We start from the raw sequence: 14,271 nt of genomic DNA on the forward strand, positions 1-14,271 counted from the left end.
GGCCGGCGTGCTCAGGACTCCCAGAAGAGCTTGTCCACCACCTGCGAGGCCCGTCGCATCAGGCGGCGGGTCTCCTCGAGCAGGTGGGACGTCTGGCCGGAGTGGTCCCCCATCAGGGTGGCGATCGTGGCCAGTTCCCGATAGTCGGCCGGCAGGGAGTCGCTGGCGCGGCCACGGGCCAGCATGATCGCGTTGCGAAGGCGGCTGGCGTGCTGCCAGGCCGCGCGCAGGTCGGCTGCCTGCCGCTGTGTCAGCACCTTCTCCGCCTGAAGCCCGGCCAGCGCCTGCATCGTCGAGGTGGTGCGCAGCGCCTCCAGCTCGTGACCGTGCTGCAACTGCAGCAGCTGGACGGTCCATTCGACGTCGGACAAGCCCCCCTGACCGAGTTTCAGGTGGCGCTCCCGCGGCACGCCACGGGGGATCCGCTCCGCCTCCATCCGGGACTTCAGCTTCCGGATCTCGAAGAGCTGGGCCCTGCTGAGTCCGCCCTCGGGGTAGCGCAGGGACTCGATACCGTCCACCACCCGGGCGGCCAGCTCCCGATCTCCCGCACCGGCCCGGGCCCGGACCATGGCCTGGGCCTCCCAGGTGGCGGACCACTTCTCGTAGTAGCTCAGGTACGACGAAACGGTGCGCACCTGAGGTCCGTCCTTGCCCTCCGGCCGCAGGTCACTGTCCACCGCGAGCGCGGGATCCGGTCCGGGTCTGCCCAGGATGTCCGACGCCGTCCGCACCACCTGCGTGGCCGCATCGATCGCGTCGGCGTCGCTCCCGTCATCGACGACGAACATCACGTCGATGTCGGAGGAGTAACTCATCTCCCGACCTCCCCAGCGGCCGAGTGCGATGACTCCGACGGGCGGGGCGTCGGTATCCCTCGCTGCGATGGCGAGGGCGGCGTCCATGGACGCGGCTGCGAGGTTGGACAGGCCGAGCCCGACCGTGTCCAGGTCGACGTCGCCGAGGACGTCACTGAGAGCGATCCGGCACAGCTCGGAGCGGCGCAGGGCACGCACCGACGCAATGGCCCGATCCCTGTCGTCGTGGCGGGCCGCCGCCCGGGTCATGGCGCTGGACAGTTCCGAGGCGGTCCGGGGCCTGAGCTCCTCGCGGTCCGCCAGCATCTGGACGGTCTCCGGTGCCCGCTTGAGCAGGTCGACGACGTAGCGGCTCGAGGACGCGATCCGGGCCAGCCGCTGTGCCATCCAGCCCTCGTCACGCAGCGCCCGCAGGTACCAGCTGGTGCTGCCGAGGGCTTCGGACAGCTGCCGGAACGCCAGCAGACCGAAGTCCGGGTTCGGGCCCTCGGCGAACCAGTCCAGCATCGCGGGCAGCAACTGGCGCTGGATCTCGACGCTGCGGGAACTCCCGGTGGTGAGGGCTTTGATGTGACCGAGGGCCGAGCGCGGGTCCAGGAACCCGAGGGCACGCATTCGCGTCTGGGCGGCGTTGTCGGACAGCTTCAGGGTCTCCGCGGAGATGGAGCTGACGGCGTCCAGCAGCGGCGAGTAGAAGATCCGTTGCTGGAGTCGCTGCACGCTGCGCACGCTTGCCCGCCACGCGCCGGTCAGTTCCTCAGCGGTGATGCCCAGTCCCCGCGCCAGTTGCTTGAGGGCCGCCTCGTCGTCGGGAACCAGATGGGAGCGGCGAAGCTGCCGCAGCTGTACCCGGTGTTCCAGGACGCGCTGGAACCGGTAGCTGTCCTCGAGTTCGAGCCCGTCTGCCCTGCCGATGTAGCCGGTTGCGACGAGGGAGCGGAGGGCCTCGTAGGTGCCGCGCCCCCGGATTCGCTCGTCGGCCCGCCCGTGGACCAGTTGGAGCAACTGGACGGAGAACTCCGTGTCCCTCAGACCGCCTGCACCCAGTTTGATCTCGCGGTCAGCGTGCTTGGGCGGGATGAGCGAGATCACCCGCTGCCGCATGGCCCGCACCTCCGCGAGGAATCCCTCACGTTCACCCGCCTGCCACACCAGCGGCGCCACCATGTCGCAGAACCGCTGGCCCAGCTCCTTGTCACCGGCCGCCGGGCGGGCCTTGATCAGGGCCTGGAACTCCCAGTTCTTCGCCCATTTCTGGTAGTAGATGCGACACGAGTCGAGAGTCCTCACCAGGGGTCCGGCCTTTCCCTCGGGACGCAGCGCCGCGTCGACGGGCCAGATGGTCCCCTCACCGGTGTGCGCGGAACAGATCCGTGCGACGGCTGCGGCGAGCCTCGCGCCGACGGCCATCGCCTCGTCGGCGCCGACCCCCTCAGCGGGTTCGGCGACATGGATGACGTCGACGTCGGAGACGTAGTTGAGCTCCTGTGCGCCGGTCTTTCCCATGGCGAGGATGGCCAGGTGAACCTTCTCCCACCCGGGGACCTCAGCGCGGGCGTGGGCCAGGGCCACGTCGAGCACCGCGTCCGCCACCGCGCTGAGTTCCCGGGACACCTTGTGCACGACGGCCGCAGGTTCCGGGGCCGAGAGGTCCCGGGCCGCGATCTCGCACAGGGCCGCGTAGTTGGCGCGACGCAGGGCGTCGGCGTCGCCGGCGGCCACCACGCCGTCGACGTGACACCGGCCCTCGAAGAACTCCCGCCATTGTTCCTCGTTGCGATGGCCGCCGGGCACGCGCAGCAACTCCGTCTCAGACGGGTGGCGCACCAGGAAGCGGGCCAGCGCGCTGGAGGCCCCGAGCACGAGCACGACTCGACGCAGCCAGCCCTCGTCGGCGGCCAACCGTTCCACCGTTTCCGGGGCGCTCTCCCACATCCGCGCGAGGGATTCGAGCGCCTGGTCCCTGCTGGCGGCCGGTTCCAGCGCGTCGAGGGGAACGGGCGGGGTGGCGCCGTCCAGCGCGTCCAGCCAGCGCTGCCACACCTTGGCGGCAGCGCTGGCGGACTCGAAGCCCCGTCTGGCGAATTCACCGACGGCGGACTGCACCCTGCTCACGCTTGTCACACTACTAGCGCCCCGTCACCACGCCGGGACCTTCTCCATCTCCTGGGGCTTGGAGCTGGGGATCCGCGGCGCGCCGGTGCGGCCGTGGGTGGTGTAGAGCGTGAGCCCGACGAAGGTCACCCCGCCGACCAGGTTGCCGACCACGGTCGGGATCTCGTTCCACAGCAGGTAGTCCAGGAACGTGAACTCCGCACCCAGCAGCAGGCCAGACGGGAACAGGAACATGTTGACGATGGAGTGCTCGAAGCCCATGTAGAAGAACAGCATGATCGGCAGCCACATCCCGATCACCTTGCCTGCGACGCTGTCCGACATGAACGCGGCGACCACCCCGGTGGAGACCATCCAGTTGCACAACACGCCGCGCACGAAGAGCGTCAGCATGCCGGCCGCACCGTACTGCGCGTAGCCGAGGGTGCGGCCGTGACCGATCTCGGCTATGGCCGCACCCACCGCGCCCGGGTCGGTGGCGAAACCGTAGGTGAAGTAGATGGCCATCAGCACGGCCACCACCAACGCGCCTGCGAAGTTGCCGACGAACACCAGGCCCCAGCTGCGCAACAGGCCCCGGACGGTCGCTCCCGGGCGCCTGTCGAGCAGCGCCAGCGGAGTCAGTGTGAACACGCCGGTGAGCAGGTCGAAGCCCATCAGGTAGAGCAGGACGAAGCCGACGGGGAACAGCACTGCGCCGAGGATCGGCTGGCCGGTCTGGACGGAGACGGTGACGGCGAAACAGGCGGCCAGGGCAAGTATCGCGCCACCCATGAAGGCGCGGATGAGGATGTCGCGGGTGGACATGAGGAGCTTGGAGTGGCCGGCGTCGACCATGCGGCGGACGAGCTCGGCGGGCTTGACATAGGACACTGGAGGACCTCCACTGACGTTGGACGAGGGCCCTGACTGGGCTTCCTCCAGACTCACGGAGCCCCGTTTCGCCGGATCGCTCGCACGGTTACGTCCCTGCAGCGATCTCCTCACAAGTGCCGCTGATCACCGGTGAGGAACCGGAACTAGGGTTGGGGCATGCACAAGCCGACGGCCGCGGTGGTCGACCAGTTGGGCGAGTTGATCTCGTCGCTCGCGGAGCGGGACCCGGAACTCGCCGCCAGCCAGCGGCTTCTCCTCCACGCGGATCTCCGCCATCGGCGCCCGGATCTGACCCGCGCGCTGATCACCTTGACGAGGGCCGCCCAGGAGAATGGCCTCGACCTCGGTCCCGTGCTCACGGCAGCCAGCACCCGCGCCGCCTGCGCCCTGCTGGGCGAGCGTCATCCTGGCGCCTCGATCGAGGTGAGGGTGCCGCCCTACGCCGCGGTCCAGATCGGTTTCGAGTCCGGGCCGAAACACACGCGGGGAACGCCACCCAACGTCGTGGAAATGCCGGCCGACGTGTTCCTCGGACTGGTCACGGGCCTCACCGCCTGGGAGTCGGCCACCGCGCGGCTCAGCGTCTCCGGAGCGCACGCGTCCGAGGCGGCTCAGGCGTTCCCGCTCTGACCAGACCTGCGCGGTCCCTCAGAGGACGCGGATGTGGCGTTCGAGTTCCCAAGGGGTGACCTGTGCCCGGTAGATCTCGAACTCCTCGCGCTTGTTGCGCATGAAGTACTCGAAGACGTGCTCGCCGAGGGTCTCCGCGGCCAACTCGCTCTCCTCCATCACGCGCAGCGCCTCGTCCAGGTTGCGTGGCAGCGCCTCGATCCCGAGGGATCGGCGCTCCTTGTCCGAGAGGCGCCAGACCTCGTCCTCGGTCTCCTCCTGGAGTGGGTACTCGTTCTCGATGCCGGCCAGCCCGGCGTTCAGCATCAGTGCGTACCCCAGATAGGGGTTCATGGCGGAGTCCGGTGCGCGGTACTCGATGCGCGCCGAGGACGACTTGCCCGGGGAGAACTGGGGGACGCGGATCAGTGCGGACCGGTTGGCGCGGCCCCAGCACGCATACGTCGGGGCCTCCGTGCCGCCGCTGAGGCGCTTGTAGGAGTTGACCCACTGGTTGGTGACCGCGGTGATCTCGCGGGCGTGCTTCAGGAGCCCTGCGATGAAGTGGCGGGCAGTCTTGGACAGCCGGTACTCATCCGCGCCGTCGTAGAAGGCGTTGGTATCGCCCTCGAACAACGACATGTGGGTGTGCATGCCGGAACCTGCGTGCTCGGAGAAGGGCTTGGGCATGAACGTGGCATGGATCCCCTGGTTCACGGCCACTTCCCGGATCACGACCCGGAAGGTCATGACGTTGTCGGCCATGGTGAGGGCGTCGGCGTAGCGCAGGTCGATCTCGTGCTGGCCGGGGGCGGCCTCGTGGTGGCTGAACTCCACCGAGATGCCCATCTGCTCGAGCATCGTGATGGCGTCTCGGCGGAAGTCCGTCCCGTCGCCCAGGGTCGTGTGGTCGAAGTAGCCGCCCTGGTCCAGCGGCACCGGGGGGATCTGCTCGCGCAGGAGGAAGAACTCGACCTCGGGATGGATGTAGAAGGTGAAGCCCATGTCAGCGGCCCGCTTGAGGGCCCGCTTGAGGACGTAGCGGGGATCGGCGAAACTCGGCGACCCGTCGGGGAGGCTGATGTCGCAGAACATCCGCGCGGTCCCACGCTCCATCTGACGCCACGGGAGGACCTGGAAGGTGGACGGGTCCGGGTGCGCGACCATGTCCGACTCGAACACGCGCGCGAACCCCTCGACGGCGGAGCCGTCGAAGCCCACGCCCTCCGAGATGGCGCCCTCGACCTCGGCCGGGGCGATGGCCACCGATTTCAGCGAACCGAGCACGTCGGTGAACCAGAGCCTCACGAAGCGGATGTCCCGCTCCTCCATCGAACGCAGGACGTACTCCGTTTGCCTATCCATGTGCCAAGTGTGCCCGATTCTGTGTGACAGTCGTGTGACAAAGCCCGGCGACGCGGCGCGTCCGCCCATTCGGGGCCTGGCCGGGTGTCTGGCCATAATGGGAGCCATGAGTCAGCCAGGTTGGTACCCGGACCCCGGTGGTTCAGGCCAACCCCGCTACTGGGACGGGCGGGCGTGGGCCCCGCTCCCGCAGGAGAAGGGCGCCCGTGGGAGCAGCCACAAGGCGCTCTACGCGGTGCTGGCGGCCATCGTCGGAGTGGGGCTCGTGGTTGCCCTGATCATCCTCCGGCCCTGGAGCCCGGACCCGTTCGCGATGCCCACGGACACCAACAGCGCCAAGCCCACCGGTAGCCAGTGGAACGAGGTGGAGCCAACCGAGACCCCGACCTCGCCCCAACCCACCGACGGTGAGGGCCGGCCCGTCGCGTGCCCCTACGTGGACGAGTTCGACCTCACTCCGCAGGGCGACTGGTACGTCTCCGGCGACATGCGGTTCCGGGCCGTCCCGGGCTGGGACGACGGCGGCGGCTGGACGCTCGACTTCGCCTCCGAACGGTCGGGGCAGGTCGACAGCGTCGCTGCCACGTGGGTGGCGATCACCGCCATCGGGCAGGTCTCGAAGGAGGACTTCTCCTCCGACCCGCGCACGGCCGCGCAGCAACTTTCGGACTGCATGTCCACGTCGTACTACTACAGCACCCTGGACCACCGGGAGACTCTGGAGGACGAGCCCTTCACCACCGCCGACGGGGTGTCCGGCTGGCTCATCCGCCAGAACTTCTGGAACATCCCCGACCAGCCCGTCATCGGTGACGAGATCGTCGTGGTCGTGGTCGATTCCGGTGACCCGGATTCCCTGACGCTGTTCCACTCGCAGGCCCCCATCGACGACCAGCGCCGCAAGGACCTGGTGGCCGAAGCCCTGAACTCGCTCAGCAGGAATTGAGAAGCATGTCCGCGCCCGGCTGGTATCCCGACCCCGCCTCGAACGACGGCGGCCTGCGCTACTGGGACGGCACCGCCTGGACCAGTCACACCACCAGCGGACCCGCGGTCGGGCAGGCGGGCCCGGGCGCGCCCCGTCGGCGACCGCCGTGGCTCTGGTTCGGGCTGGCACTGGTGGTCGTCGTGGCGGTCGTGGTCGCCCTGTTGTGGCGGCCCGGATCGCCCTTCTCGACCACCCCCGAGGACACGAACTCGGCCAGGCCCACCGGCAGCCAGTGGAACGAGCTGGAACCGACCGAGTCGCCCACGAACCCTGACGCGACCGGCAGGGGTGAGCTGATCGACTGTCCCCGCAACAGCACCGATGACAGGTCCCAGATCGGACCCGACGGACGCATCCACGGCGGCGGGCTGTCGTTCGAGGCGGTGCGCGACTGGCGGAACATCCCGGTGTATCTGCCTTGGCTCTACGACCACAACTCCCAGACCAGGTCCATCACCGGCACCTGGATGAGCAACCTGAGCGTAGGGGCGGTGCTCAAGGAGGAGGGGTTCACGTCGCCCCGCCAGAGCGCGGAGTCCATCATGTCCTGCATGTCCACCTCCCTGCTCTACGACGGGTTCACCGGCAGGGAGGACCTCAGCAACGAGGCCTTCAGCCTCGACGGCGCCCAGGGCTGGCGGATCACCGCCAACGTCTACGTCGACAACCAGGGACCGATCAGGGGCGACGTCGTCGACGTGATCGTCCTCGACCTGGGCGAGGCGGACAGGTTCTCCGTGTTCATCTCGTGTGCCACCATCGACGACCGGGACAACCTCTCCGAGGTGGCCGCGGCCACGGAGTCGCTGCGCGTGGGCTGAGGCCCCCGTCGACGCGTGGCGTGGATAGCATGGCTGCCATGTCAGTTCCGGGGTGGTACCCCGACCCCCGTGGCGGACCCGGCCTCCGCTTCTGGGACGGCGCGCGGTGGACCGACCACACCGCCGCCTGGGAGATGCAAGGCGAATCCCCGACGTCGGGTCCTCCCCACGACAGGAGCAACCTGGGCCTGTGGATCGCGCTGGCGGTCTCAGTGGCGCTCATCATCGGGCTTGGGACCTGGTTGTTGTTCTTCCGCGACGGCACCACCAGCACCACCCCGGACACCACCCCGGCTGCGAGCCCCAGCCCCAGCCCCAGCGAACCGGCCGTCACCGAGGGCGACGTCCTGGCCCCCCTGGACTGCGTCGGCAACGCTGTCGACGCCACCGGGGAGCCCAACGCCGGGGGGCGCTACGAGTCCGCTGCCGGACTCAGCTTTCCCGCAGTCCCGGGGTTCCAGCCAAACGACGTGCAGTACCCGTGGGTGCACGGCTCCAACTCCCAGGTCAAGTACTACGACAATCAGTGGATGGCCAGCGTGACCGTCGGTCACCTCGAGGAGTCCGAGGGTTTCGCCGGCCACGAGGCGGCGGCGGTCAGGTTCGCCCGATGCCTGATCGGGTCCGTCTTCTACGGTGATGCCCTCTCACAGGCCACTGTCCTGGCCATCGAGAGCCAGCCGCAGAACGAGGTCACCTGGCTGGACGTCGACATCGACGTCACCGGCATCGAAGATGTGACGCAGGATTGGCTGACGGTGGTCACGGCAGAACGCGACGGCGTGCTGCACATCGCCGTGGCTGTGGTCCCGGACAGCGCCGAATCCGACTACGACCTGGTCGACGCAGCGCTGCAGGACCTGAGCTTCGCCTGAGCCCGCGCCGTCGGGAGCGAACTAGACTGGCAGGCGTGAGCCGTATCACCCCCCACCGCATCAGCCCCCGCCGCGACGTCCCCAGGTCGATTGCGCGGCCCGAATACGTCGACCAGCCGGCCCCGAAGCCCTACCGGGGCTCGCACGTGCAGCCGCCCGAGGTCATCGAGGCAATGCGGGAGGCGGGGCGGATCGCTCACAACGCCATGCAGGAGGCGGCCAAGGCGATCGCCCCCGGGGTCACGACGGACCAGCTGGACGCGGTCGCGCACGAGTACATGTTGGACCACGGCGCCTACCCGTCGGCACTGGGCTACCGCGCGTTCCCGAAGTCCATCTGCACCTCGGTGAACGAGGTCATCTGCCACGGCATACCCGACGCCCGGCCCCTCGAGGACGGCGACCTGGTCAAGATCGACGTCACTGCCTACAAGGACGGTGTCCACGGCGACAACTGCGCCACCTTCTTCTGCGGTGACGTCTCCGAGGAGGCGCGCCTGCTGACCGAGCGCACCCAGGAGGCGCTGAACCGCGCGATCAAGGCAGTCCGCCCAGGCCGGCCGATCTCGGTGATCGGGCGGGTGATCGAGTCCTATGCGAAACGCTTCGGCTACGGCGTCGTGAAGGAGTACACGGGCCACGGCGTGCACACTGCCTTCCACTCGGGACTGGTGGTCCTGCACTACGACGAGCCGCGTCTGGACACCGTGATGGAACCGGGCATGACGTTCACAATCGAGCCCATGCTCACCCTCGGGGCACCGGAGTCCGAGGTCTGGGACGACGACTGGACCGTCGTCACGCTCGACGGCTCCTGGTGCGCCCAGTTCGAGCACTCGCTCGTGGTCACGGAGACCGGGGCGGAGATCCTCACCCTCCCGTGAGGCACCCACCCGCAGGCGGCGGTAGACTGGCTGGTGGACGAGTCGGCCAGATGATCGCGGCGCTTGCGCTGAGGAAAGTCCGGACTCCGCAGAGCGGGGTGGTGGGTAACGCCCACCCGGGGTGACCCGCGGGAAAGTGCCACAGAAAACAGACCGCCCGGTGAGAGCCGGGTAAGGGTGAAACGGCGGTGTAAGAGACCACCAGCACGCAGGGTGACCTGCGTGGCTAGGCAAACCCCACCCGGAGCAAGACCAAGAAGGCCAGCTCGCTGGCTGCGGACACCGTCTGAGCGTTGCTCGCGCGAGGTGTCCGGGTAGGTCGCACCGAGCCCGTCGGCAACGGCGGGCCCAGATGGATGATCATCCTCGACAGAATCCGGCTTACCGGCCGGCTCGTCCCTCCTCAGTTGGGGTGGCTGAAGGTCAGCTCACCCTTCACGAGGTCAACCTTGTCGAGCCGCACCCGGAGTTCCTGGCCGACGTCGCGCTGGTCGGCCTTGAGCTGCGCCTCGATGGCGGGTTCCTTGATCTGGACGGTCCCCATGCTGTTCTTCGGATAGACGTCGATCAGCACGGCGTCGAAGATCTCCCCCACCCGGTCGCTGAGCACCAGCGCCTCGGCCAGGTCCACCACACCCCGCTCGTAGGAGTTGGCCTTGCGGCCGGAGTCAGCCATCTGCTGGGGCAGGTTCGCCAGGGCGGCGGTGGCCCATTCCGGCACGGCCAGCCCGTTGGAAATGCTGTGGCAGATCTCCAGGACGAAGCGGTCCACCAGCCGGCGCAGCGGTGCGGTGGTGTGCGCGTAGGGCGTCGCGAGCGCGGAGTGCTCGACGTTCTCGTCGGGGACCCGGCCGTCGAAGGCCAGGTAGCCCGCGCCTCGGAAGAGCATGGTGCACTTCACCAGCACCGCCAGTTCCCTCGGGTCCGCGGGATCGAGGCTGCGGACGAAGTCCGGGTAGCTCTGCCCCTTCGGCCACTCGACGCCGAGCGTCCGGGCTGCCCGGCGGAGCTTCTCCACCGCGTGGTCCTCGGCCGGCGGCAGCGTGCGGAGGATCCCCACCTTCGCCTCGAGCATCAGGTGCGCCGCCGCGATCCCGGTCATCAGTGAGATCTGGGCGTTCCAGTCCTCCACCTTCACAAGCTTGCGGAACACCGGCAGCCAGGTGTTGCCGTCGGTGACGATCTCCTGGTCCGGCAGGTTGAGGCTGATGCCGCCGCGCTCGGCCTCGATCCGTTCGCGCAGCGGGCCGACCTCGGCGAGCAACCGCACCGTCTCGTTGGCGTTGCCCGCGTCGAGATCTGCCTGGATGCCCTCATAGCTGAGCTTGGCGCGGTTGAGCACCATCGCGCGGACCAAGGTGGTCGACGTCACCAGGCCACGGGAATCAAGGTTGTGGGTCCAGACCATCGCGGGGCGGGCGACGCCGTCGGCGAGCAGCGAGGCGGCCTGCTCGCTGAGCGCCTTGGGGTGGAGGGGTACCTTCGCGCTGGGTGCGTACAGAGTCTGGCCGCGCTCATGTGCCACCCGGTCGATGGCGGAGCCGGGCTCGACCCAGGCGCCGACGTCGGCGATCGCGTAGTGCACGCGGTAGCCGTCGCCGTCGCGACGGATGTGGAGCGCCTGGTCGAGATCCATGGCGTCCGGCGGGTCGATCGTGATGAACTCGACGTCGGTCATGTCCCGGTGGTCGGGGAACGACGGCGGGGTCGCGGCGAGCGCCTCGGCCTGCGCGAGCGCGTCGTCGGGGAAGGCTTCGGGGATCTCCAGCGATTGGCGCAGGCGCTGCAGGCCGGCTCGTACCTCGTCGGGTACGTCGAGGATCTCTATGTGGCGTGCCGGCATCACAGCCCCGATTCCGGCGTGCGCACCAGGATCCGGTCGCACTCGACGCAGCGCAGCACCTGGTTGGCGGGGGCGCGCCGGTAGTCGTCCAGGTCGGAGACGGTGATCTCCAGCTGGCAACCGGTGCAGCGGCCCCGGGCCAGCCGGGCGGCGCCCAGCCCGCGCTGCTCCCGGATCCGTTCGTACAACTTGAGCAGATCGGGGGCCACCTGGGCCGCGACGGCGGCGCGCGAGGTACCCAGCTCACCGGCCTCCGCCTGCAGGGCAGTGACCTTCTCGTTGCGGGCCGCGACCAACTCGCGCAGCTTGGCCTCGATCTCCGCCTTGCGAGCCGTGATCTCGGCCTGGCGTGCCTCCGCGGCTTCAAGTTGCCCCATCACCTCGAGCTGCTCGTCCTCCAGGGTGCCGATGCGCCGCTTGATGTGCTCCACCTCGTCGATGAGGCCGCGCAGGGTCTTGGAGTCGGTCACCGAGCCGTCCTCGATCCGCCGCGAGTCCCGCTCGAGCCTGGCCTTCACCGGCACCAGGTCGTTCTCGGCACGACGCACCCCCACCTGGAGGTCGTCCACCTCGGTGGTCACTGAGACCAGTGCGTCGGTCACCTGCTGCCGCGCGGCCATGAGTTCGTTGATCTGCTTGTGCTCGGGCAGCGACTTCGCCGTGTGCTGGACGCGCCCCAGCTCCTGGTCCAGGTCGGCCAGCTGCAGCAGTCGCTGCTGGTCGGCGGGTTCGGCTTGCATCAGCGTGTCCTCCAGTTGAGTTGTCCTGGGGGCCAATCTACAAGCATCCACCCAGCCTAGACTCGGACCCATGACCTCGGACAATCGCAAGCCCCCCTACTCGGAAACCTTCAAGAAGTTCATCGTGCAGGGCTGGGCCCCCGAATCCGAGGATTCCGTCGAACGCCTCGCCGCGGCCGACTGGGTGCAGGCCAGGCAGGTGAAGGTGGCCGCCGAGTTCCCGGACGCCACGCTGGTGCTCCCGGCCGGCCCGCTGAAGGTCCGCTCCAATGACACCGACTACCGGTTCCGGCCCCACACGGCCTTCGCGTGGCTGAGCGGCCTGGGAGAGGACCGGGAGCCGGACGCCGCCCTCGTGCTGGGACCCGACGCCGTGGCCACCCTCTACTTCCGGCCACGGGCGCCCCGCACCGACGAGGAGTTCTACGCCGATGCCCGCTACGGCGAGATGTGGGTCGGCAAGCGCGACTCCTTCGCCGAGATGCGGGCCCGCGCCGGCCTGCAGGTGGCCGACATCCGAAACCTCCGCGAAGATCTTTCCTCGGTCGGCAAGCTCCTGGTGGTCCGCGACGCGGATCCCGGCATCACGGCCATCGTCGACGAGCTCCGCGGCACCGGCGAGGAACAGGGCGACGCCGACCTGGCGCGCGTGATCGCCGAGTTCCGCATGGTCAAGGACGCGTTCGAGGTCGACGAGCTGCGGCGGGCCTGCGACGCCACCCGCGTCGGCTTCGAGGCGGTGGCCCGGGAACTGCCCAACGCCGTCGCGGGCGGCCGTGGCGAGCGCTGGGTGGAGGGCACGTTCGCACTACATGCCCGCCACCTGGGCAACGCCGTCGGCTACGACACCATCGCCGCCGGTGGTGACCACGCCAACACGCTGCACTGGATCCGCAACGACGGCGCGCTGGCCGACGGCGACCTCCTGCTGCTCGACGCGGGCGTGGAGGTGGAGTCCCTCTACACCGCCGACGTCACCCGCACCCTGCCGGTGAGCGGCAAGTTCACGCCCCCACAGCGGCGCGTCTACGAGGCGGTGCTGGCAGCGCAGGAGGCGGGGATCCGGGCCTGCCGTCCCGGCGCGCCGTTCATGGCCCCCCACAACGCCGCCATCCGGGTCCTGGCCGAGTTCTTCCACGAGCTGGGCATCCTCCCGGGCACGGTGACCGAGACCTTGGCAACCGAGGGTGGCTACCACCGTCGCTGGATGGTGCACGGCACCTCGCACCACCTCGGGATGGACGTGCACGACTGCGGCGAGGCCCGCCGTGAGGTCTACCGCGACGGGACGCTGGCCGAGGGCATGGTCATCACCGTCGAGCCCGGCATCTACTTCAAGGCCGGGGACCTGCTGGTGCCGGAGGAGTACCGCGGCATCGGCGTGCGGATCGAGGACGACATCCTCATCACCGCCGAAGGCCCGGAAAACCTGAGCGCCTCGCTGCCACGCACGGCCGATGACGTGGAGGCCTGGCTGGCTGGTCAGTCCTCCAGGTAGGGCTTCCTGGGGCGCTCGACGCGGTTCATGAACGCCGCCAGGGCCGCGGCCACCTCCCGGGGTTCGGCCACCGTCACCTGGTGTGCCGCCTCCGGGATGATCCGCAGTTCGGCTCCCGGCACCGTGCTGGCCACCAGTTCCACGTTGCCGATCGGCGTCGAGGAGTCCCGCTCCCCCGCGATGAGCAGCAGCGGCGTCCGGATGTTCTCCAGGTCCCCGCGTACGTCGTGCACGGCGAGCGCCCTGCACAGCTGGGCGTAGGAGTGGTCGTCGGTTACGGCGAGACCCTCCATGATCGTGTCGACGGTGTGGGGCTGGCGGGCCTGGAAGTCCGGGGTGAACCAGCGCTTCCTCGTCTCGTCGACGAGGTGCTGGGTACCGCGCTCCTCGACGGCCTCGGCACGCTTGCGCCACGCCGTCGGCTCCCCGACGGTGGCGGCGGAGCACGCGACGGCGACTCCGGCGAGTTCCTCCTCGTGGTCCCGGGCGAGGTGCAGCCCGACGGCACCGGAGATGGAGAGCCCCGCGTAGAAGACCGGCAGGCCGTCGTTGGTCTCGCTCACCTCCCGGACCACTTCCATCACGGCCTCCGCGACCGTATCGAGGGTGGGCTCGTCGGCGTCGTCCCAGACCGGTGTGAGGGCGTGCCCGGGGAGGTCGACGAAGACCACGCGCGCCTCCGAGCGCAACCGTTCCGCCACCGCCGTCCACTGGTGCTGGGCGTTGCCGCCGAGGCTGGGGCCAAGCACGAGCACGCGCTTGGCGGGATCGTTCGGGTTGTAGGTGTCGAACGTCAGCTTCATGGCGCCAAACTACCGGGCGACGTGTGCAGACGCGCC

General features: G+C 69.2%; 12 protein-coding genes and 1 other RNA gene. 7 read left to right on the top strand and 6 right to left on the bottom strand.

Annotated features, from left to right (window positions below):
• Positions 1-11 precede the first annotated feature (11 nt).
• Together LKO27_RS08645 and LKO27_RS08650 are read right to left on the bottom strand one after the other, a co-directional pair.
• On the bottom strand, positions 12-2,933 hold the full coding sequence (locus LKO27_RS08645) for a bifunctional [glutamine synthetase] adenylyltransferase/[glutamine synthetase]-adenylyl-L-tyrosine phosphorylase (RefSeq protein ID WP_227736994.1): 2,922 nt from the start codon (positions 2,931-2,933) through the stop codon (positions 12-14).
• Positions 2,934-2,957: 24 nt separating this feature from the next.
• Positions 2,958-3,806: a formate/nitrite transporter family protein gene (locus tag LKO27_RS08650; RefSeq protein ID WP_227736995.1), complete on the bottom strand. Its 849-nt coding sequence runs from the start codon at positions 3,804-3,806 to the stop codon at positions 2,958-2,960.
• Positions 3,807-3,965: 159 nt separating this feature from the next.
• On the opposite strand from LKO27_RS08650, the gene LKO27_RS08655 reads away from it, so the two are divergent.
• Positions 3,966-4,439, top strand: coding sequence for a sterol carrier family protein (locus LKO27_RS08655; RefSeq protein ID WP_227736996.1), 474 nt, complete (start codon positions 3,966-3,968; stop codon positions 4,437-4,439).
• A gap of 18 nt (positions 4,440-4,457) precedes the next feature.
• Here LKO27_RS08655 and LKO27_RS08660 read toward each other — a convergent pair whose 3' ends face one another.
• The gene (locus LKO27_RS08660) at positions 4,458-5,750 is read right to left on the bottom strand and encodes a glutamine synthetase family protein (RefSeq protein WP_227737261.1); all 1,293 of its coding nucleotides are present in this window, start codon (positions 5,748-5,750) and stop codon (positions 4,458-4,460) included.
• 139 nt (positions 5,751-5,889) lie between these two features.
• Here LKO27_RS08660 and LKO27_RS08665 point away from each other — a divergent pair, with 139 nt between their 5' ends.
• From LKO27_RS08665 to rnpB, 5 genes are all read left to right on the top strand, one after another.
• Positions 5,890-6,729, top strand: a complete 840-nt coding sequence (locus tag LKO27_RS08665) for a DUF2510 domain-containing protein (protein ID WP_227736997.1) — start codon at positions 5,890-5,892, stop codon at positions 6,727-6,729.
• 5 nt (positions 6,730-6,734) lie between these two features.
• Positions 6,735-7,592, top strand: a complete 858-nt coding sequence (locus LKO27_RS08670) for a DUF2510 domain-containing protein (RefSeq protein ID WP_227736998.1) — start codon at positions 6,735-6,737, stop codon at positions 7,590-7,592.
• Positions 7,593-7,630: 38 nt separating this feature from the next.
• Positions 7,631-8,467, top strand: coding sequence for a DUF2510 domain-containing protein (locus tag LKO27_RS08675; RefSeq protein ID WP_227736999.1), 837 nt, complete (start codon positions 7,631-7,633; stop codon positions 8,465-8,467).
• 35 nt (positions 8,468-8,502) lie between these two features.
• Complete coding sequence (gene map / locus LKO27_RS08680; protein WP_227737000.1) at positions 8,503-9,351, top strand: type I methionyl aminopeptidase; 849 nt, start codon at positions 8,503-8,505, stop codon at positions 9,349-9,351.
• Positions 9,352-9,389: 38 nt separating this feature from the next.
• Positions 9,390-9,751: RNase P RNA component class A (gene rnpB, locus LKO27_RS08685), an RNA gene on the top strand.
• A 3-nt stretch (positions 9,752-9,754) separates the two neighbouring features.
• On the opposite strand, the gene LKO27_RS08690 is transcribed toward rnpB, so the two are convergent.
• Positions 9,755-11,194, bottom strand: coding sequence for an RNB domain-containing ribonuclease (locus tag LKO27_RS08690; RefSeq protein ID WP_227737001.1), 1,440 nt, complete (start codon positions 11,192-11,194; stop codon positions 9,755-9,757).
• Positions 11,194-11,934, bottom strand: a complete 741-nt coding sequence (locus tag LKO27_RS08695; RefSeq protein ID WP_227737002.1) for a zinc ribbon domain-containing protein — start codon at positions 11,932-11,934, stop codon at positions 11,194-11,196. The genes LKO27_RS08690 and LKO27_RS08695 overlap by 1 nt, the downstream gene beginning before the upstream one ends.
• A 70-nt stretch (positions 11,935-12,004) precedes the next feature.
• Between LKO27_RS08695 and LKO27_RS08700 the strand changes: the two genes are divergently transcribed.
• Positions 12,005-13,432, top strand: a complete 1,428-nt coding sequence (locus LKO27_RS08700; RefSeq protein ID WP_227737003.1) for an aminopeptidase P family protein — start codon at positions 12,005-12,007, stop codon at positions 13,430-13,432.
• Here LKO27_RS08700 and LKO27_RS08705 read toward each other — a convergent pair.
• Complete coding sequence (locus tag LKO27_RS08705; protein ID WP_227737004.1) at positions 13,417-14,235, bottom strand: alpha/beta fold hydrolase; 819 nt, start codon at positions 14,233-14,235, stop codon at positions 13,417-13,419. The genes LKO27_RS08700 and LKO27_RS08705 overlap by 16 nt on opposite strands.
• Positions 14,236-14,271: the final 36 nt, after the last annotated feature.

Source organism: Tessaracoccus sp. OS52 (genome assembly GCF_020687685.1).
GTDB lineage: Bacteria > Actinomycetota > Actinomycetes > Propionibacteriales > Propionibacteriaceae > Arachnia.